Below are 18472 nucleotides of genomic sequence, written 5' to 3'. Positions count from 1 at the left end.
AAGCACGGCAACGCCGTCATGGCGCATTCGGAGCACTCCCATCGGGCGAGCCGCTGGCCGATCATCTGCGGCGTTGCGCTCGCTTGCAAGGGGGCGGCCATTGCGGCGCGAGCGCGCCTTGCATCTAATCGGCCAGCGACTCGCTGAATGTGCCTCCAAGAGCGAAACAGTACACTAGTGTTCGAATCAGCCCCCTGTTAGCCGCGCCGCCAAGTGGTTTGCCCGGCCTTGTCTTCGAGCACGATGCCAGCGGCCAGCAGTTCATCGCGAATCCGGTCCGATGCCGCAAAATCCTTATTGGCGCGCGCTTCAGCACGTTCGGCGATTTTCTGTTCAATCGCCTCGTCGCTCAATTGATTCTGCGACGCGGGCGCCCATTGCAGAAAACTTTGCGGATCGTGCTGACCGAGGTTCAGGATTTCCCCGATGGCCTGTATCGTCGCGGCACAATTCGCGTCCTTGCTGCGGTTCAATTCGCTGATCTGCTCGAACACGATCGCCAAGGCTTCCGGCGTATTGAAATCGTCGTCCATCACCTCATGAAAACGGGCCATAACCGCCGGGATGGGTATTCCATTTTGGGGTGCGTCCTTTATGGCCGTGTACCAGCGTGTCAGACTGGCGCGCGCCGCATCGAGATTCTGATCCGAATAATTCAAGGGACTGCGGTAGTGACTGGACAAAACGAACAGCCGGATCACTTCCGGGTGATATTGCCGCATCACCTCCGCGACAGTGAAGAAATTGCCCAGGGATTTGGACATCTTCTCTTCGTTGATCCGCACAAAGCCGTTGTGCATCCAGTAGTTGACGTAATGATGGCCCGTCGCACACTCGCTTTGGGCGATTTCGTTTTCATGGTGCGGGAACTGCAGGTCCTGCCCACCCCCGTGAATATCGAAGGTCGGCCCCAGTGCGCGGGTCGACATGGCCGAGCACTCGATATGCCAGCCCGGACGACCTGGGCCGAAAGGCGCATCCCAACTCGGGTCTCCGGGTTTTTCTGCCTTCCAGAGCACGAAATCGAGTGGATCGGTTTTCGCCTCGTCGATCTCGACACGCGCCCCGGCGCGCAAATCTTCTGGATTGCGGTTGGAAAGCGCACCGTATCGGTCAAACGTGGAGACATCAAAATAAACATCGCCATTGGCTGCGCGATAGGCGTGGCCGCGCTCGATCAGGCTTTCGATCATCGCCACCATATCGCCGACCGATTCGGTGGCGCGCGGCTCGGCCGAGGGCGGCAGGCAGCCTAGGGCTGCTGCGTCATCGTGCATGGCTTCGATGTAACGCTCGGTCAGATTACGAATGCTTTCCTTGTTATCGGCAGCACGGGCGATGATCTTGTCGTCGATATCCGTGATATTGCGCACGTAGTGCACCTCGTAACCGCTTGCCCTGAGATAGCGGACAACCATATCGAACACAACCATTACCCGCGCATGGCCGATATGGCAGCGGTCATAAACCGTCATGCCGCAGACATACATCCCCACGGTTTTGGGTTTGATCGGCACGAATTCACGCTTGGCGCGTGCGTGGGAGTCATAAATAACCAGCATAATGTGACTTTTCTCGTTAATAGGGCCAAATGTTGCGTGTATGATTGCGACTTTATCGTGCAATCTCAACCCAAAATATGAAAGCAGTCGCGCAGTATGCGAGTTCTGTCTTTCCTTGCCAAACATCCCTTTTGTTATCTGGAGTAATCAGTAAATGAGCAACCCACAACCACGCGTCGCCCTCACCACCCGTCTTGGCACCATCACTCTGGAACTGAATGCCGAGAAAGCGCCCGCCACCGTCGCCAACTTCCTGGCCTACGTGGATAGCGGCCATTTCGTTGGCACCATCTTCCACCGTGTCATTCCGGGCTTTATGGCGCAAGGTGGCGGCATGTCGGCGGATATGGAACAAAAGAAAACCATGCCGCCGATTGCCAACGAAGCGGATAACGGCCTGAAGAATGTCCGCGGCAGCATCGCCATGGCGCGTACCGGCGACCCGCATTCTGCAACCAGCCAGTTTTTCATCAATCTCAAGGACAACAGTTTTCTTGATTTCACGGCACCGAACCCGCAAGGTTATGGCTACGCCGTATTCGGTCAGGTTGTCAATGGCATGGCGGTCGTCGATGCCATGGCGACACTGCCTACCGGCCGCCGTAATGGCCATAGCGATGTGCCGGCCGAGGATGTGATCATCACTGCGGCAGAACGCGTTACCGCCTGATTAATTCCAGAACTTGATCAAGCATATTGAAGGAATGACCCCAGTGGCCGAAATTCTGCTTATAGCCGACATACACCTCTCACCGGCCAATCCGCAGACCGATACATTCGCAGCGCTCATGGCCCGTGCGGCCAAGGCGGATGCGCTTTATATTCTCGGTGATCTGTTCGATTACTGGGTGGGCGATGATCAGCCTTTGCCCGATGCGATCGGCCACTCGCTTGATCAACTATCTGCCCTGCCCTGCAAAAAGTATTTTCTGGCGGGCAACCGGGATTTTTTGGTCGGGCAGAATCTGCTCGATCGAATTGGTGCAGAAAACCTGCCCGATGTATTTCCGCTGTCCTATCGAGGCGAAACCATCCTGCTTTGCCACGGGGACACGCTCTGCACGGACGATCTCGCCTATCAGGCCATGCGTCAGCAGTTGCGTTCTCCGACATTCCGCTGTGATTTTCTCGCCAAGCCGCTGGCCGAACGCATTGCGATCGCCGAAGGATTGCGCGCCCGGAGCAAAACCGAATCGAGCAGCAAGCCAGAAGACATCATGGATGTGAATGCCAGTGCCGTTTCAACCCTGATGCAGACACAAGGCGCCAAGGTGCTGATCCACGGCCATACCCACCGCCCGGCCATCCATCGGTTGGTCGACGGGGGCGCGCGCGTGGTCACGGGAGACTGGTCCACCCACGGCTGGCTGGTTGCACTCAATGCAGATGTGATCACGCTGGAACGTTTTGATTCCAATAACACTGAAATCATTGAACGCATCACGCTGTCAGAATCAAGCAAATCAGCAAGGGAAACGACCCGATGACGCTACCGCTCTTTCTCACCTGGTTACGCATCGCGGCCATACCTTTACTGGTGTTTGTCTATTTATTTGCGCCGTTTGATGCGGCTCGCCCACTTTCGGCCTGGATTTTTGGTCTCGCCGCTGCCACCGATTTCCTGGATGGCTATCTGGCGCGGCGCTGGAACCAGCAATCGTCGTTCGGTGCCTTTCTCGACCCGGTCGCGGACAAACTCATTGTCGCTGCTGCCCTAATGCTACTGGTTTATTCGAACGGCGATATTTTGCTGGTGCTTTCAACCATCGTCATCATCGGGCGCGAGATATTCATTTCGGCCTTGCGCGAATGGATGGCGGAGACGGGAAACCGGGCTGCCGTCGCCGTATCACAGATCGGTAAACTCAAAACCGTGGCACAGATGTTCGCCATCCTGTTCATGCTGAACTGGTTCCCGCTCTGGGACGTGGTGCCGGTCTATCAAATCGGCTATTGGTTGCTGGTTGTCGCCGCCCTGCTCACGCTGCTATCCGGATTTCTCTATGGTTTGGCCGCGTGGCGCGCCGTGCGGGCCCATCACAAAGTGCGCTGATCGGCCATGTGGTGGGTTCCGCTTCGCACCGCCCGCCTCGTGGCCCATATACTGCGCGGCAACCACATCACGCAGAGGCAAAATAAACGCGACCCGGCACGGCAAGCCGAACTGGTGCGCGCTTGGCACGAGAAAGTGTTGTGGATTCTCAATATCGAAATCCATGTGCGGGGCAGCTTGCCCGAAAACGCGCCACAGCTTTGGGTATCCAATCACATAAGCTGGCTGGATATCCCACTTTTGGGCAGTCTCGCGCCTCATGCTGTTTTTGTTTCAAAACAGGAAGTACGATCCTGGCCAGTCATAGGCAATCTCGCCGCGGCAGCGGGCACGCTGTTCATGCAACGGGGTTCCGGTAGTGAAGGCGCTCGTCCAGCCATTGCAGAAGGCCTGTTGAGCGGACGACATATCGTGATCTTCCCGGAGGGCACGACGACCGATGGCCACAAGGTGAAGCGCTTCCATGCCCGGCTGTTTCAAACCGCCATCGATTGTCGGGCATCGGTACGCCCCATCGCCATTCGCTATCGGTTGCCCGATGGCCGACTCGCCCGATCGGCGGCCTATATCGACAATGACCATATTCTGGGCTCGATCGGTCGCATACTCGCCACACGCAGATTGATCGCAGAGGTCTATCTGCTTGAAACCATCGACACACACGAACCAACAACTCGCAACCAGTTGGCCGAGTTGGCTCAACAGCGCATATCCCAAGCAATACACCCGTCAATCAAGCGCCAAACCGACACTAATCCTTAATGGTTATAAGCCATTTCAGGTGTTCATCAGCACTTGGAGCGTATACCATCAATTTCTTTAACATGATCAAGGGTTGTTCTTATGCCGATTTATCGGAAATCTCTAGTCATTCTCCTCACCAGTTTGGGCACATTTGTTTTACTTCTATCGACGGCGCATGCGGCCGAGAAGACAGACAAGAAAACCTCATCCTGGTCAGGTTCCGCCGAACTCGGTGCATCCGTGTCCACGGGCAATAGCCGGACCAGTAACGTCAATGGGAAGCTTCAGCTCGAGTACGAAAGCGGCCCTTGGTCACATCGCTTCAAGCTCAGTAGCCTGCAAGCCAGTGAAGATGGAAATTCAACGGCTAACCGGACCGTTGGAGAATTGTCGACTCATTACGATCTCAATCCGCGTAACTACGCTTTCGATACGCTCCGCGCGAGTCATGATGCCTTCTCTGGTTACAGCTATCAGGCTGCGATCGCCGCAGGTCTGGGACATAAACTCTGGGTATCCGACCGGGGGGGCTTGAGCGTCGAAGCCGGCCCGGGCTATCGTCGTTCCAAGTTAATGGACGGGCCGGCAGAGAATAATCTGATCGGTCTGGCCAAGGGCGATTTCAGCTACAAGATTTCAGAGACAGCAACATTCGAACAGACTTTGCTGGTGCTCGGCGGCGCGGCCAATACGGAACTAGAATCGGTGAGCGGACTGAGTGTGAATCTCACCAAAACCATGGCGCTGAAGGTTGCCTATACCGTTCAACACAACACGAATGTCCCGGCCGACAAGAAGAAAACCGATACCTTCACTTCGGTCAATCTGGTGTACGCCTTCGGTGACAATTGAAACGCGCACCGTCTACACTCCAGACTTATCTTAATTTCGGGCTTGCTGGCCCCACGGAGTTTTTGAATGTCCTTTATCTGCCCACCCCGACTGGATGGCACAGATGTGGAAGCAAAGCGTGAAGAAATTCGTGCCTATATGCATACCACAATGGATACCTTTGAGCGGTTGTTCGGCCTGTTTATCGACGATAGCGTGTTCTACCAGCGACCCGAATCGCTGCGCCACCCACACATATTCTATTTCGGCCATACGTCCGTATTCTTCGTCAATAAACTGATTCTTGCAAAATTGCTTCCTGAACGAATCAATCCCCGGCTGGAATCGGTGTTTGCTGTTGGTGTGGACGAGATGAGCTGGGATGATCTGAACGAAGCGCATTACGACTGGCCAACCGTCGAGGAAACCAGAGCCTACCGCCAGCAGGTCAGGGCCGCCGTCGATCAGCTCATCCGAACACTGCCGCTCAGTCTGCCTATTGATTGGGATTCCCCTTTCTGGCCAATCCTGATGGGTATCGAGCATGAACGTATTCATCTGGAAACCTCCTCTGTTCTAATTCGTCAGACACCCATCGAGTCGGTGCGGCCTCAACCGGCCCACTGGCCGGTCTGCGAGGACGTGGGGCCGAACCATTCAAACGAGCTGATTCCCGTGCCTGCCGGAAAGGTCACCTTGGGGAAGCACGATCGGTTCTACGGCTGGGATAATGAATACGGTCGCCACGAGGCGCAAATCCCCGCCTTCTCTGCCAGCCGTTTTTTGGTCAGCAATGGTGAGTTTCTTGAATTTGTTCGGGATGGCGGTTATCACCACGATTCTTATTGGGGTGAAGAAGGTTTGGCATGGCGGCAATTTCGGCAACCGGAACATCCCATATTCTGGATTGCAGATTCCACACAGCCAAATGGATTCCGCCACCGCACACTCGCAACAGAAATCCCACTGCCCCTGAACTGGCCGGTCGATGTCAATCAACTGGAAGCCGAAGCCTTCTGTAACTGGTTATCAGCTAAAACCGGTAAAACAATTCGACTTCCGTTCGAAGATGAATGGTATCGGCTTCTGGATGAAACAGATATCCCCGATCAAGGCGTCTGGGACGGCATTCCTCCGGGCAATATTGCGCTGGGTTATGAGGCCAGCGCCTGCCCGGTGAACCGCTTCCGGCAGGGGGACTTTTACGATGTGGTCGGTAATGTCTGGCAGTGGACGAACACACCGATTTATCCCTTCGAAGGCTTCGAGGTTCATCCGCTTTATGACGATTTCACCACGCCAACTTTCGATGGCAAACACAATCTGATCAAAGGCGGTTCATTCATCAGCACAGGCAACGAAGCGCTCCAGTCGGCCCGCTATGCCTTTCGGCGGCACTTCTTTCAACTCGCCGGTTTTCGCTATGTGCACAGCGATTATGTCGAGCGCATTAACGCCAGCGTGTACGAAACCGACGCATTGGTGAGCCAATACGCCGAATTCGGCTGGGGGTCGCGTTATTTTGAAGTGCCCAATTTCCCTGCCGAATGTGCGCGGCTTTGCCTTGACGCGATGGCAAACAAACCCAAACGCCGTGCGCTCGACATCGGATGCGCCACCGGTCGCAGCAGCTTTGAACTGGCAAGCGTGTTTGATGAAGTCACAGGTCTGGATTTCTCCGCCCGCTTCGTGCGCGTTGCCGAGCAGATGAAAACCGAGGGTCGGATTCGTTATACCTTACCCACGGAAGGTGAGCTGGTCGAATTCCGCGAAGCCACCCTGCCCGCCCACTTGGCGTCAACACCCGAAAAAGTCAGCTTCTGGCAAGCCGATGCCTGCAACCTTAAACCTCAATTTACCGGCTACGATTTGATTTTTGCCGGTAATTTGATCGATCGACTCTACGATCCGGGCAAATTCCTGCGCGATGCCGCAGAACGCCTAAATCCCGGCGGTCTGCTGATCCTGACCTCACCCTACACATGGTTGGAAGAACACACGCCCAAAGAACAGTGGCTGGGCGGTATTCGTCAGGATGGCGAATCGATTACCAGTTTCGAGGGTCTTTCCCAGCGACTGCAAGCTCAATTCAGGCTGATTTCCCGGCAGGACGTGCCCTTCGTCATCCGCGAAACGGCGCGTAAATTCCAGCACAGCATCGCGGAGATGACGATCTGGGAAAAAAAGAATGACCCAAAAAAATGATCACAGAGCCTAAACCTGATTTCACGCAGGGCGTTGACCGAGCCGGTACCGATTGCGTCAAATACGACGCACGTGCGGCCAGGTTCGGTCGGGCTGATGTCATTCCGCTTTGGGTTGCGGATATGGATTTCCCGGTACCCGCAGCCGTACAAAATGCGCTTGAAGCCCGCGCAGCACATCCCGTCTATGGTTATGCAATCTACCCGCCCGAATTTTATTCTGCCATTGGGGGCTGGTTAGCCACCCGTCATGGATGGGATGTCGATACCAAATCCATCCTGCCCTTGCCGGGTGTTGTAGCTACCTTGAGTTTATTGGTGCATTTGTTCAGTCAACCGGGCGATGGTGTGCTCGTACAAACACCGGTGTATCCCCCCATTCATCAAATGCCCGTCAGCCATCATCGGCGCCTGCTGGAAAATACACTGCGCTGGACACCCGAAGGGTATGAAATCGACTGGGACGATTTCACAGCGAAAGCGCGACAGGCGCGGCTATTCATTCTCTGCTCGCCGCACAACCCGGTTGGACGGGTCTGGCGACGCGAAGAATTGGCACGAATGGCCCAAATTTGTATCGATGCGGGTGTCTTGATTCTTGTCGATGAGATTCACGCTGATCTTGTGTACGAACCCAATCGGCATATCCCGATTGCCTCGCTCTCGCCCGAAATAGCCGCCAACTGCATCACACTGAATGCACCATCCAAAACCTTCAATATCGCTGGGCTGAACACCGCTTTTGCCGTGATTGAAAACCAGGAGCTTCGCCGACAGGTACAAGAAAGCGTCATCAATGCGGGTTTGGGTTCCGGCAATGTTTTTGGCATTACCGCATTGATTGCGGCCTACCAATTCGGCGCGGACTGGTTGAACGGATTAATGCGTCAACTCGAAGCGAATCGTAATCGGGTATGCCGTATTTTTGCAGCGGAAGATCTGGGGATCAACGTCACTTCGCCCGAAGCGACGTTTCTGCTCTGGCTGGACTGCCGTGTTCTGATGCAAAGACTCAAGCTATACGATGACGCTGCACTTTCAGATTTTTTTGTCAAACAGGCCGGGTTGGGGCTCAATCCGGGCATCAGCTTCGGTCAAGCGGGCAGCGGTTTTATGCGGCTTAATATCGGCTGCCCGCCGGATACCCTGACGCGTTCACTCGACCAATTACGAAAGGCGATTTTGTCTGCTTGAATTTAGCGTGATGCTTTGCGCCAATAGACCATGCTGCCGTCTGCCTCACCCAGTATCCTGGCAAGGATAAACAGCGCATCAGAAAGCCGATTGAGATACACCGCAACGGGCTCGGTCGAGGCATCTTCTGCCACCAACGCCCATAGATTCCGCTCGGCACGCCGGGCCGTTACACGGGCAATGTGCGATTGGGCTAGTGTGACTGATCCGCCCGGCAGGATGAACTCCTTGAGGGGCGGCAAACCGGCGTTGCTTTGCTCCACCCATTGTTCTAGCGCATTCAAATCCGGCAGCATGGAGCTATCGGCCAGACTCGCCATGGCAATAAAACCGCCCAAGTCGAACAGCGCGTGTTGTTGTACTTCCAGAAACAAATCGAGGCGGGGGGCATCCACAGGCTTCATGTAACTACGCAACAAACCGATATGCGCATTGAGTTCATCCAGCTCACCCAGAGCCACGACACGCGGGTGTGTTTTTGGAAGGCGCGCGCCATCCGCCATGCCAGTCATCCCGCCATCTCCGGTTCGCGTGACAATACGTGTAAGGCGGTTTTTGGAATCTGTAGAATCGCTCATCAATGACCCGTTCACGCTGATGGTGGCGACATGGGCATGGAGCCGTTCGTCGGCACATCCGTCGGGTGATTGATTTCATGACCGATCAGCGCCTGAATGGCGTAAACCCACATCGCGCCGAGACCGTAAATCAAACCCGCAACAACACCCATATCAACAATGCCACGCCATGGCTGGGGTAGCCAATGGACAGCGACAATCAACACAACAATGCCCGTCGTCACCGAAATGGCGACAATACGGCGCTTGCGTGTGGCGTGGATGTATCCCATGCAATACAACGGCGCCAGTAGGACGTGCCACCAGACCGGGTTTTGAGCCAGATGAGCCGCACGAGCGACAACCCGGGGCGAAAAACCTTTCTGGAACCCTTTAAAGCCCTCGCCATAGAGCATGAACACCATCCAGAAGACGAAGAAAGCCATTTCGTACCAGCGCCATGGTTCGTGTGTGGCCTCAAGCGCGAAGGGATAGACCCGATACACCGCCCAACCCAGCAGTGCGGTTAGCCCCAACACCCCCCACGCCGCGCCGACGCGTCCCCAAAACTTCTGCATAATAATCGCCTCTCAATCACCATCCGCGGCTCGGCGCCACGAATGCAATATTTACCGGTAAGATGATTTCCGAACTTCTACAATCAAACGGAAACAAGCAGCCAAACTGATCAGAAAAATCCATCGTGGATGTATTCAGATCTTTCGTTTAAGAAGATAGCGCGAGAAACCATTAGTTCCACAATGAATAAAAATACCCGCCGTCTGTTTTTCCAGCGACTGGCCGCACAACGCCCGAACCCGAAAACCGAACTGTTATTCGATACTGGGTTCGAGCTCCTGATCGCCGTTATGCTCTCCGCGCAATCGACCGATGTGGCGGTGAACAAAGTCACTCGCCGATTATATCCGGTTGCCAACACGCCAGAAGCCCTATTGGCGCTGGGTGAGGAACAACTGGAATCTTATCTGAAAACATTGGGTTTATATCGTGCCAAAACCCGCAATGTTCTAGCCACCTGCCAGATCCTGCTGGAGCAATACGCCAGCGAGGTACCACGCGATCGCGCAGCACTGGAATCGTTACCCGGCGTCGGTCGCAAGACGGCAAATGTCGTACTCAATACCCTGTTTCGTGAACCGGTCATGGCGGTGGACACGCATATCTTCCGTGTGGCCAATCGCACAGGGCTTGCGCCAGGAAAAACCGTGCTCGCGGTAGAAAAGGCGCTAATGAAACATGTACAGAAAGAATACCTGATCGACGCCCATCACTGGCTGATTCTGCATGGTCGCTATACCTGCAAGGCACGCAAGCCCGATTGCGGCGCCTGCATTGTCTGTGATCTGTGTGATTACCGTCACAAAACGGAAGGCTGCAACTCGGAGTTCACCGGCAAATACAACACACCCGAATCATTTTCTATGGAAACGGCCCATGTACAGCAATGACCGACGTCAGATGCGCCAACCTTTTCTTGAGGCCTGGAAAAAGCAGCGCGAAGGCCTTCCGATGACGGCACTTGAACTCAAGATCAGTGAAGTGATTGGTCAACACCCCGAATACCATGAACTGATGAGCGACCCGGAACGCGCGCTGGAAAAAGACTGGTTACCCGAGAATGGAGAAACCAACCCCTTTCTTCATCTCGGATTTCATCTGTCGATACGGGAGATGGTTGAGATAGACCAACCGCCCGGTTTCCGCCAACAGCACCAAGAGCTATGTCGCAAAACAGGCGACATGCTGAAGGCTGAGCATAAGATTATGGAATGCTTGAGTGAGGCGCTCTGGCGTGCACAACGCGATGGCACCGAACCCGATGGCGTGGCGCTGTTGCGCTGCATGGCGGATATCGTGAGCTGATTGAGCCACTGGCTACAGCCACAGTTCTAATGGCGCGTAGTTGACGAGGGCGCGGAGAATATCGCCGCGCGTCACCACACCGACAACTTCGCCTGCTTCATTGACAATCGGCAAGCCGCGAATATCCTGCGCCAGCAGCACACGGGCCAGTTCGCGGATATTGGTGTTCGTCGTTGCTGTCAATACATTGGGCGTCGCGATGGTGGAACGGGTCTTGGTGCAAGATCGGTGTAGCGCACGCGTTGCCGAGTCAAATCGCCTTTGGTCACAATGCCAACGAGCCTTTTTTGTGCATCGATCAGCGGCACCAAACCGATTTTCCGTCGGGTAATGAGCGCACGAAATTCAGAGATGGGTGCATCAGGCATCAAGCTCAGTACGGGCGATGTCATGATCTGCTCGGCAAATTGCACCGGCCCCAATTCTTTCTGAACGTGCCGCACAGACTCGTAGGCACCAATGGCCGAAGTTCGTGGCGCAGCGCCATCAGCCATTTCACCCTGCAATTCTTCTCGCCAGGCATCATGACCTGAATGATCTTCGTCTGTATCTTGGACTCGCCGCGTGCTGTTCGTTGGAACAACGGCCTGAGGCTGGCTAGGCATGGCAGAAGGCGACAATGCCTGATTCAGCGTCAGGTGGTCACTTATACCCGGTCCAAAAACGATGAAACTCATATCCAGCCCACTCTTTCCAAAACGTGAACAAGCCTCTTTCAGACCGCCGTGAAACTATCTTCGAATTCGCGTTTCTCCCCAGGCTTTGAGTTGAGTCAGTAGCGCAAGAGTCGCTTCATCTCGATAGGCCGCATCAGCCATCAAGGCATCGATTGCCGCGAAAAATCCCGCAAAACCCATATAACGCTGGTCAGGTGCGGCATTCAAACGTGAATCCACCAAACTTTGCCATTGAGTCCGTTCGTCCTCATTCAATAAATCGGGCCGCAAGCGGGCGACAAACCTGAATACCATTTCCGGCAAGCGCGCATCCTGCCACGACTGCGCCATAAGCTTGCGCAGGGCCTCGGTCACCGGCACATCCTGTGCACTGCCTCCCGCGGCCATCGCCTGATCAAACACCCGGTTGAAATCATCCAGCAGATATCGATCTGCATTCGGCATGAATCCTTCATACAGGGCACATTCCGCATCCTGTAAAGCAAATGCGGGCGGCTCGGCCAATACCGCATGTAATTTATCGGCAACTTCACGCTTGAATTGAGCCATGGTGCGTGTATTTTTTTGTACCGCGTCTAAATCGAGTTGCATCCGCTCGACGATATCCCCTTCTTTGAGGATGGTGTTGGCGACCACCACCGGGGCACGATTGAGATGCAACAGCTTGATGGGCAGCCGATGCTGGTTATCTTGTGCATCCGCGTCTCGCAGAAAACGCCGCGCCGCGAGTGTTTCCATATCGTCATCAAGCACTTCGGTAGGGTCGAATCTCAAATCCCAAAGCAGACGCTGCGTATTGATGCCCTGCACTTGTCCAAGGTTGGCGAATACGGACGCACTGCCAAGCGTGGAGGAGATGCGTCCGGAGACATGCACGAAGGATTCACGCTCCGGGTTATCCACGAAATCAGCCACAACGGCTTTCTTGCGCAGGCTCAAAAGGTAACCGAACAGTTTGGGCGACTGGGCGCGCATCAGTCGCGCGAAGGCAAGTGTGGCTTCAACATCACCCAAGGCATCGTGCGCGTTGGCGTGGGCGATTTCATTGGCTTTGGTCAATGCCTCGAGCCGCAAGGTAGGCGCGCCCTGCTCGTCCGTGGGCCATTGAATGCCTTCAGGCCGCAACAGGCGAAACGCCCGGGCGGCATCCAGCACATCCCAGCGACTATTGCCTGATTTCCATTCATGGGCATAAGGATCGCGCAAATTACGCCAGAACATGAAGCGCAAAAGCTCGGCATCAAAGCGCAGGCTGTTGAAACCCACAGCGCAGGTGTCTGGTTGCATCATTTCGGCATGAATGAGTGCGGCGAATTCCGCTTCGGGCCGACCACCGGAAGAGGCGAGTGTTTGAGGCAAAATGCCCGTGACCAGCACGGCCTGGGGGTGCGGCAACACTTCGGGCGAGAGCGTGGCATAAAGCGTTATGGGCGAGCCGATAGGCTCTAGCTCGTCATTGGTTCGCAAGGCTGCGAACTGTATTGGGCGATCGCAACGCGGATCGGAACCGGTGGTCTCTAAATCGTAGAACAGAAAACTCATCAGTTACCCGCAACTCGATCGGCGACGACAGTGGCTGCGGGTTTAACTGAAGACAGAGTCGTCGGATTGCTTGCCTGGACGGGTGTGAGCAATGAAAGCAGATTATCCGTATTCTGCGTTGATTTCGATTCAGGCTCCATCGATTCTCTCCACGCGTAAATCATGGTCGCAGACAGCACGGCCCGAACATAATTACGTGTTTCATCGAACAAAATCGTATCCACCCAGACATCACCCGGCAGATTCCGATCTTCCGGCAACCACTGGCGCACCCTGCCGGGACCTGCGTTATAAGCAGCAATCGCCAGTGGCAGTTGACCGTTGAACTTGTCTTTAAGGTAAGAGAGATAAGCGGCGCCGAGGGTGATACTGGTCTTGGGATCATGCAGGTTCATCGTCGTCAAACCCAGATCGGCCTTGCGATTGATCCAGCGCGCGGTGTTTGGCATGAGCTGCATCAATCCTTGCGCACCCGCACCTGAGCCGACATCGCTCATGAACAGACTTTCCCGCCGAATCACCCCATACAGCCAGTTTGAAGCGATGCCTTGCGCCTTGGCCTGAGCGTCCACCGTCGACTCCCAAGGGGTCGGAAATCGCGCCGCAAACCAGCGCGGATCGTCCTGTTTGTTCATTCGGGCAATGGCGATGGATACACGATCATGCCATTTTGACTGCTCGGCAAGCAGGGTTAGTGCGGGAATCTGCTCGGGGGGTATTTCCTTGAGCGCGGACAAAAACGCCCGCCGGGCATCATCTGTCAACCCCGCTGCATGCAAGTAAAACGCAAGTTGTATGGTCGGGTTCTTCTCCACTTCACGGGTATTCATCACTGGCAGCGGAGGAGTTTTGGGCCACGGATAGGCAATTCCCAGGCGATCGGCCGCAAGCAGTCCGTAATAATCCGGGGTATGCACCAATGCCTGCCACCGCGCACGGGCTTCCTGACTCCGACCCAGCTCGGCATCAGCACGCGCCAGCCAATACTGCCACTGCGGCGTTTGGGTGAGATCAACTGGCATGGTATTGATAGCGACTTTCAGCCGCGCCCAATCCTCCGCACGTAAAGCGGCACGAGCCGTCCAGGTGCGCGTTTCTTTATCCTGAACCGATTCGGGTAAAGCCATCAGCCAGTCATACGCCTGCGGCATGCGGGTATAGGCGGCCTTCAGCGCGATAACGCGGGCAATTTCGGCCTGTTCATCCGACTTGATTTGCCAGGACTTAGGCAACTGCGCAAGCAAATCATGCGCGGCTTGCGGGTCACTGCGCCCCAGCCCATTGAACGCCTGAATGAGCAGCGCCTGTTCGTCGTGACCGGGATATGAATGGTATCGTTTCAGCGCCTGTTGCAAGGTGCTTTGAGGATCCTGACGAGCCTCATCCCAACGCTTGAAATAGGTGTCCAATCCATTGATCTTTCGCGATGTTCCATCCCGAACCAAATACGAGGCGAAGCTCGGATTGCCCGCGATCATCGACGCCTGAATTCGCTGACGATAAAGATTTGGCGTTAGCTTGTCATTGGCCCGCAACCACTTGAAGATCGAATCGCAATAGGGTGGCTGGTTGGGGCCTTGGGCCCAGAATTGTTCTGCATCCTTGACCTGCTGTTCAGACAACGTCCCAAGCTCTAGTGCCGCTTGCCAACCCTGACAACTAAGCCGTCGGTTGGATTTCAGTTCAGGAGCGACTGCTTGAAGTCGTTGATAGTCGGCAAATTGTTGCTTGCTAATCAAGCGATTCAATGTCTGGCTTTTCAACTGCGCGCTGAATACGTAATCCGGGTGCGCCTGCAAGAACGCAATGACGGGTGCAGTGTCAGAGGTCGGCGGATCGAGCAGGAAACGGAAGCGAAGATAGGTCGCCAATGGATTATCCTTCAGTGCAGCGATTGCAGCATCAACTGCGGCAGAATCACCTTGAGCGATGGCCGCCATTCCGGCCAGAAAGGCAGGCGGCGGCGTCCAATCGGTAATGACATTTGGAGTGACATGGGTGGTGGCTGGGCTTATGGTCGGCTTGGGCACGTTCGCATCTGCATGAGCACGTGCGAACACCATCGTCGTGAGCACCATGATCGGTAACAACAACCTTTTCCATCGAACGAAAAGGTTGCGTAATGATCGATCCGAATTCATCTTCATATCCACCTGCTGCAGAGCCGCCTGAATCATGGCCAAGGTTGGCATTTGAACGACCCAAGACCATAGTAACGAGATAATGGACAGAACGAAATGGCACCTCGCCATCGAATCAAATTCCCCCTATATCGGTCGATTTGCACCGACACCTTCGGGCGCATTGCATCTGGGTTCTCTGGTAGCCGCACTCGGCAGTTATCTTGATGCGCATGCGCACAACGGGATATGGAAAGTACGGATTGACGATCTGGACGAACAACGGTGCCTGCCGGCAACAACCGAGCAAATCATCACCCAACTCTCGGCACATGGGCTGGTGCCCGATGGCGAAATTGTCCGGCAGCGAACCAGACATGATATCTACACGGAGGCGTTGAACCGATTGGCGGATATCGCCCTCACCTACCGCTGCATCTGCACGCGCAAAGAGCTCCGTGATGCCGTAAAAAACGGGCGGGCCAGTGAAGGTCTCGCCGGTCCCATTTATCCGGGCACGTGCCGGGAACGCGCTGTTTCCGAACACGAAATGGCAGGCATTCGATTTATCGTGCCCACCGAGACCATCCAATTCACCGACCGCTTTCTGGGGCAGATAGAACAATCATTATCCACAACCATCGGTGACCCGATTTTGCGGCGGTCGGACGATGTTTTTGCCTATCACTTGGCCGAAGTCGTCGACAACCGAATGATGGGCATCACCCACGTGGTGCGCGGCGCCGACCTCTCAGCGCTCACACCACTTCATATCGCCCTGCATCAGGCCCTGTACCCAGATACGCCAACGCCAGTGTACGGTCACTTGCCGCTTGTGCTGGGCAGCAATGGACTCAAACTCAGCAAGACCAATCACGCGCCTGCATTGAATACTCACCGTGCGCGAGAAAATCTCATGGCGGCCGCTGTACACCTTGGGCTGAAAACACCGACAGGGCAAAACGGGATTGAGGTAATGCGCGCAGATTGGACCGAACAATGGGCGAAGCAGTACCTAAAAACAGCCAATTCCCGTTAAACATTCCGACCCCATATTAAGGGCTTTCTTCTAAAGGCCACTCAACAATATGTTCCGGCCAGTCATCCTCATCCAGTCCATCGACTAGCCGCGCTCGCCCAATAACCGCAAAACCCGCCGTTCGAGCGGAATCAGCCTGGCCGGTTTTCAACGGATGCCATTCGGGCAAATCACGCCCCTCGGCCAATCGACGATAAGCACAAGTCGCCGGCAACCAATGAAATTCATCCAGATCCTCGGGTTTGAGCCAGACACAGGTGGGCACTTTTTCATGTCGGTTCTGATAGTCACCGCAACGGCAGGTGTTCAAATCCAGCAAATCGCAAGCCAGATCGGTGTAGTACACCGTGACTTCGCTATCGTCTTCATCGGAAATTTTTTGCAGGCAGCACTTCGCGCAACCATCGCAGAGCGACTCCCACTCTTCGGCTGTCATTTCAGACAAACGTTTACTCAGCCAGAACGGCTTGTCTTGTTCAGTCATACATACGCCTTACTGCTGCTCTGCTTGCTTGAGGTGCTGATCCTGCAACTTCTGGGCGGCATCAATCTGCCGTTTGGCTGAATCCAAATCCTGCTTGGCCGCCTTGGCCGCTTGCGCCTCGGCAGCGGCATTAGTTGCGGTGCCACCAGCACCACATCCCGATACGATTAGCGCAGAGAGGACAAGCACGCCTCCTGCCAGCACCAACCATGGTTTTTTCAGATACATCGTCCCATCCATTTTCATCGACCTCCGACCAGCCAAATAAAACTGGATCATTGTGACTGTACTTCGTTATTGAGTTCAATGACCCACAGCCTGCAATTTAAACAACGGTGTGGGTTTGAGTTAGAATCCTCGCTCACGATTTTCCGGAGCAGAACCTCATGGGCAGAGCCTACCAGAACCGCAAAGAATCCATGGCCAAAACGGCCGATGCCAAAGCCAAGGTCTACAGCAAGTATGGCCGCGAGATTTACGTCGTGGCCAAAACCGGTGGCACCGACCCCAACGGCAATCTGGCGCTGCGCAGCATGATCGAACGTGCGAAAAAGGATCAGGTACCTGCCCACGTCATCGAAAAGGCCATTGAAAAAGCCAAGGGCGGTTTCGGCGAAGACTACACTCCGGCACGTTATGAAGGGTTCGGCCCCGGTGGCGTGGTGGTTCTGGTCGATTGCCTGACCGACAACCCCAATCGCACCATAGGTGACGTGCGCAACTGTTTCACCAAAACCAAGACCAAGCTCGGCACGCCGGGCACGGTCATGCACCAGTTCGATCACTCCGCTATTTTTGTGTTCAATAGTGAAGAAGATGCCGTGCTCGAAGCCCTGCTGATGGAAGATGTCGATGTCACCGATATCGAAAGTGAAGATGGCAAGGTGACCGTATTCGTCCCCCAAACAGAATACAGTAAGGCCCGTCAGGCCCTGATCCACACCTTTGGCGAGATCGATTTCGATGTGGATGAAATCCAGTTCGTACCCAAAACCTCAACACCAATCAGTGGTGACGACATAGAAACCATGGAAAAACTACTGGACATGCTCAACGACGTTGAGGATGTTCAGAGCGTTTATCACGATGCAGCATTCTAATAGGAGTCACTGAAGGTACTTGAGCGGGTTGTGCAGAGGATGAGCGGTTGATGGACAGGTTCAAGATGGACTCTCTGCTTGCCGACAAAGGCTACGACAGCGACGACATCCTGAAAAAAGCCCAAACCCATGGTACACAAACCATGATGGCGCCACGCAAGAATCGCAAACAACCCAAGACATACGACAAAGCGCTCTACAAGCTGCACCACCTCGTCTGAGGAACCTCTGATTGAATCGAAAATACTGGGCGGCTGACGTTCAACGCGATTTTTTTCGCTTGTGGAGCCGGTTTTGGCTGAAAATCTCCCCGAATTTCAGCATTTCGACGGTTTTTGGCCAGATTTTCCCTGTGTTCATGCCGCCAGTCTCCCGCGCAGCAAGTAAAGATTCGCCAGTACCATCAGGCTCATGACCTGCGCACGGTTTTTTTCCAGACCCTTGTAGCGTACCTGCCGGTAGCCAAACTGGCATTTGATGA

Annotated in this window: 20 protein-coding genes and 2 pseudogenes; 12 read left to right on the top strand and 10 right to left on the bottom strand. The window is 54.8% G+C overall.

Annotated features, from left to right (window positions below):
- Positions 1-197: 197 nt before the first annotated feature.
- Positions 198-1562, bottom strand: coding sequence for a cysteine--tRNA ligase (cysS, locus tag M7R55_RS11835; RefSeq protein ID WP_298220816.1), 1365 nt, complete (start codon positions 1560-1562; stop codon positions 198-200).
- 154 nt (positions 1563-1716) lie between these two features.
- Here cysS and M7R55_RS11830 point away from each other — a divergent pair, with 154 nt between their 5' ends.
- The 7 genes from M7R55_RS11830 (at position 1717) to M7R55_RS11800 (ending at position 8588) form a co-directional block, all read left to right on the top strand.
- Entirely contained in the window at positions 1717-2232 is a 516-nt protein-coding gene (locus M7R55_RS11830; protein ID WP_298220814.1) for a peptidylprolyl isomerase, read from the top strand.
- Between the two features lie 43 nt (positions 2233-2275).
- Positions 2276-3049, top strand: a complete 774-nt coding sequence (locus M7R55_RS11825) for a UDP-2,3-diacylglucosamine diphosphatase (protein ID WP_298220812.1) — start codon at positions 2276-2278, stop codon at positions 3047-3049.
- The gene (gene pgsA, locus M7R55_RS11820; protein ID WP_298220810.1) at positions 3046-3615 is read left to right on the top strand and encodes a CDP-diacylglycerol--glycerol-3-phosphate 3-phosphatidyltransferase; all 570 of its coding nucleotides are present in this window, start codon (positions 3046-3048) and stop codon (positions 3613-3615) included. Before M7R55_RS11825 ends, pgsA begins: the two co-directional genes overlap by 4 nt.
- A gap of 6 nt (positions 3616-3621) precedes the next feature.
- Positions 3622-4377, top strand: coding sequence for a lysophospholipid acyltransferase family protein (locus M7R55_RS11815; RefSeq protein WP_298220808.1), 756 nt, complete (start codon positions 3622-3624; stop codon positions 4375-4377).
- 81 nt (positions 4378-4458) lie between these two features.
- Positions 4459-5211 (top strand): YdiY family protein, encoded by a 753-nt coding sequence (locus tag M7R55_RS11810; RefSeq protein ID WP_298220806.1) that lies wholly within the window; start codon positions 4459-4461, stop codon positions 5209-5211.
- 66 nt (positions 5212-5277) lie between these two features.
- Positions 5278-7395, top strand: a complete 2118-nt coding sequence (gene ovoA, locus M7R55_RS11805) for a 5-histidylcysteine sulfoxide synthase (protein WP_298220804.1) — start codon at positions 5278-5280, stop codon at positions 7393-7395.
- Positions 7392-8588 (top strand): pyridoxal phosphate-dependent aminotransferase, encoded by a 1197-nt coding sequence (locus M7R55_RS11800; protein ID WP_298220802.1) that lies wholly within the window; start codon positions 7392-7394, stop codon positions 8586-8588. The genes ovoA and M7R55_RS11800 overlap by 4 nt, the downstream gene beginning before the upstream one ends.
- Before the next feature lie 2 nt (positions 8589-8590).
- On the opposite strand, the gene M7R55_RS11795 is transcribed toward M7R55_RS11800, so the two are convergent.
- Together M7R55_RS11795 and M7R55_RS11790 are read right to left on the bottom strand one after the other, a co-directional pair.
- A complete protein-coding gene (locus tag M7R55_RS11795) occupies positions 8591-9166 on the bottom strand; it encodes a cob(I)yrinic acid a,c-diamide adenosyltransferase (RefSeq protein WP_298220800.1) in 576 nt (191 codons plus the stop codon).
- Between the two features lie 11 nt (positions 9167-9177).
- A complete protein-coding gene (locus M7R55_RS11790; RefSeq protein WP_298220798.1) occupies positions 9178-9723 on the bottom strand; it encodes a hypothetical protein in 546 nt (181 codons plus the stop codon).
- Between the two features lie 183 nt (positions 9724-9906).
- Here M7R55_RS11790 and nth point away from each other — a divergent pair, with 183 nt between their 5' ends.
- Together nth and M7R55_RS11780 are read left to right on the top strand one after the other, a co-directional pair.
- Positions 9907-10614, top strand: coding sequence for an endonuclease III (gene nth, locus M7R55_RS11785; protein WP_298220796.1), 708 nt, complete (start codon positions 9907-9909; stop codon positions 10612-10614).
- Entirely contained in the window at positions 10601-11029 is a 429-nt protein-coding gene (locus tag M7R55_RS11780; protein WP_298220795.1) for a DUF1841 family protein, read from the top strand. Before nth ends, M7R55_RS11780 begins: the two co-directional genes overlap by 14 nt.
- A gap of 12 nt (positions 11030-11041) precedes the next feature.
- Here the strand turns inward: M7R55_RS11780 and M7R55_RS11775 are convergent, their stop codons facing one another.
- From M7R55_RS11775 to M7R55_RS11760, 4 genes are read right to left on the bottom strand one after another with little or no spacing between them, the layout of a single operon-like run.
- On the bottom strand, positions 11042-11212 hold the full coding sequence (locus M7R55_RS11775; RefSeq protein ID WP_298220793.1) for a CBS domain-containing protein: 171 nt from the start codon (positions 11210-11212) through the stop codon (positions 11042-11044).
- A complete protein-coding gene (locus M7R55_RS11770; protein WP_298220791.1) occupies positions 11209-11706 on the bottom strand; it encodes a CBS domain-containing protein in 498 nt (165 codons plus the stop codon). The genes M7R55_RS11775 and M7R55_RS11770 overlap by 4 nt, the downstream gene beginning before the upstream one ends.
- A 54-nt stretch (positions 11707-11760) precedes the next feature.
- Positions 11761-13248: an exodeoxyribonuclease I gene (gene sbcB, locus M7R55_RS11765; RefSeq protein ID WP_298220789.1), complete on the bottom strand. Its 1488-nt coding sequence runs from the start codon at positions 13246-13248 to the stop codon at positions 11761-11763.
- Positions 13248-15440: a lytic transglycosylase domain-containing protein gene (locus M7R55_RS11760; RefSeq protein ID WP_298220787.1), complete on the bottom strand. Its 2193-nt coding sequence runs from the start codon at positions 15438-15440 to the stop codon at positions 13248-13250. The genes sbcB and M7R55_RS11760 overlap by 1 nt, the downstream gene beginning before the upstream one ends.
- A gap of 31 nt (positions 15441-15471) precedes the next feature.
- Here M7R55_RS11760 and gluQRS point away from each other — a divergent pair, with 31 nt between their 5' ends.
- The gene (gluQRS, locus tag M7R55_RS11755; protein WP_298220785.1) at positions 15472-16407 is read left to right on the top strand and encodes a tRNA glutamyl-Q(34) synthetase GluQRS; all 936 of its coding nucleotides are present in this window, start codon (positions 15472-15474) and stop codon (positions 16405-16407) included.
- Positions 16408-16423: 16 nt separating this feature from the next.
- Here the strand turns inward: gluQRS and M7R55_RS11750 are convergent, their stop codons facing one another.
- Entirely contained in the window at positions 16424-16891 is a 468-nt protein-coding gene (locus M7R55_RS11750) for a YcgN family cysteine cluster protein (RefSeq protein ID WP_298220782.1), read from the bottom strand.
- A gap of 9 nt (positions 16892-16900) precedes the next feature.
- Complete coding sequence (locus M7R55_RS11745; RefSeq protein WP_298220780.1) at positions 16901-17131, bottom strand: hypothetical protein; 231 nt, start codon at positions 17129-17131, stop codon at positions 16901-16903.
- 146 nt (positions 17132-17277) lie between these two features.
- On the opposite strand from M7R55_RS11745, the gene M7R55_RS11740 reads away from it, so the two are divergent.
- Positions 17278-17991, top strand: a complete 714-nt coding sequence (locus M7R55_RS11740) for a YebC/PmpR family DNA-binding transcriptional regulator (protein WP_298220778.1) — start codon at positions 17278-17280, stop codon at positions 17989-17991.
- A 5-nt stretch (positions 17992-17996) separates the two neighbouring features.
- A pseudogene (locus M7R55_RS11735) lies at positions 17997-18209 on the top strand (transposase); the annotation flags it as partial.
- Between the two features lie 138 nt (positions 18210-18347).
- Here M7R55_RS11735 and M7R55_RS11730 read toward each other — a convergent pair.
- Positions 18348-18472: pseudogene (locus tag M7R55_RS11730) on the bottom strand (IS5/IS1182 family transposase); the annotation flags it as partial.

Origin of the sequence: Halothiobacillus sp. (genome assembly GCF_027346185.1) — a bacterium.
Classification (GTDB): Bacteria; Pseudomonadota; Gammaproteobacteria; order Halothiobacillales; family Halothiobacillaceae; genus Halothiobacillus.
This window is presented reverse-complemented; position numbering and strand designations above follow the sequence as displayed.

Excerpts from the sequence above, each read along its gene's own strand:
- cysS (WP_298220816.1), bottom strand. The coding sequence starts at position 1,562 with ATGCTGGTTATTTATGACTCCCACGCACGCGCCAAGCGTGAATTCGTG.
- M7R55_RS11830 (WP_298220814.1), top strand. The coding sequence starts at position 1,717 with ATGAGCAACCCACAACCACGCGTCGCCCTCACCACCCGTCTTGGCACC.
- pgsA (WP_298220810.1), top strand. The coding sequence starts at position 3,046 with ATGACGCTACCGCTCTTTCTCACCTGGTTACGCATCGCGGCCATACCT.
- M7R55_RS11815 (WP_298220808.1), top strand. The coding sequence starts at position 3,622 with ATGTGGTGGGTTCCGCTTCGCACCGCCCGCCTCGTGGCCCATATACTG.
- M7R55_RS11810 (WP_298220806.1), top strand. The coding sequence starts at position 4,459 with ATGCCGATTTATCGGAAATCTCTAGTCATTCTCCTCACCAGTTTGGGC.
- ovoA (WP_298220804.1), top strand. The coding sequence starts at position 5,278 with ATGTCCTTTATCTGCCCACCCCGACTGGATGGCACAGATGTGGAAGCA.
- M7R55_RS11800 (WP_298220802.1), top strand. The coding sequence starts at position 7,392 with ATGATCACAGAGCCTAAACCTGATTTCACGCAGGGCGTTGACCGAGCC.
- M7R55_RS11795 (WP_298220800.1), bottom strand. The coding sequence starts at position 9,166 with ATGAGCGATTCTACAGATTCCAAAAACCGCCTTACACGTATTGTCACG.
- M7R55_RS11790 (WP_298220798.1), bottom strand. The coding sequence starts at position 9,723 with ATGCAGAAGTTTTGGGGACGCGTCGGCGCGGCGTGGGGGGTGTTGGGG.
- nth (WP_298220796.1), top strand. The coding sequence starts at position 9,907 with ATGAATAAAAATACCCGCCGTCTGTTTTTCCAGCGACTGGCCGCACAA.
- M7R55_RS11780 (WP_298220795.1), top strand. The coding sequence starts at position 10,601 with ATGTACAGCAATGACCGACGTCAGATGCGCCAACCTTTTCTTGAGGCC.
- M7R55_RS11770 (WP_298220791.1), bottom strand. The coding sequence starts at position 11,706 with ATGAGTTTCATCGTTTTTGGACCGGGTATAAGTGACCACCTGACGCTG.
- sbcB (WP_298220789.1), bottom strand. The coding sequence starts at position 13,248 with ATGAGTTTTCTGTTCTACGATTTAGAGACCACCGGTTCCGATCCGCGT.
- M7R55_RS11760 (WP_298220787.1), bottom strand. The coding sequence starts at position 15,440 with ATGCCAACCTTGGCCATGATTCAGGCGGCTCTGCAGCAGGTGGATATG.
- gluQRS (WP_298220785.1), top strand. The coding sequence starts at position 15,472 with ATGGACAGAACGAAATGGCACCTCGCCATCGAATCAAATTCCCCCTAT.
- M7R55_RS11750 (WP_298220782.1), bottom strand. The coding sequence starts at position 16,891 with ATGACTGAACAAGACAAGCCGTTCTGGCTGAGTAAACGTTTGTCTGAA.
- M7R55_RS11745 (WP_298220780.1), bottom strand. The coding sequence starts at position 17,131 with ATGGATGGGACGATGTATCTGAAAAAACCATGGTTGGTGCTGGCAGGA.
- M7R55_RS11740 (WP_298220778.1), top strand. The coding sequence starts at position 17,278 with ATGGGCAGAGCCTACCAGAACCGCAAAGAATCCATGGCCAAAACGGCC.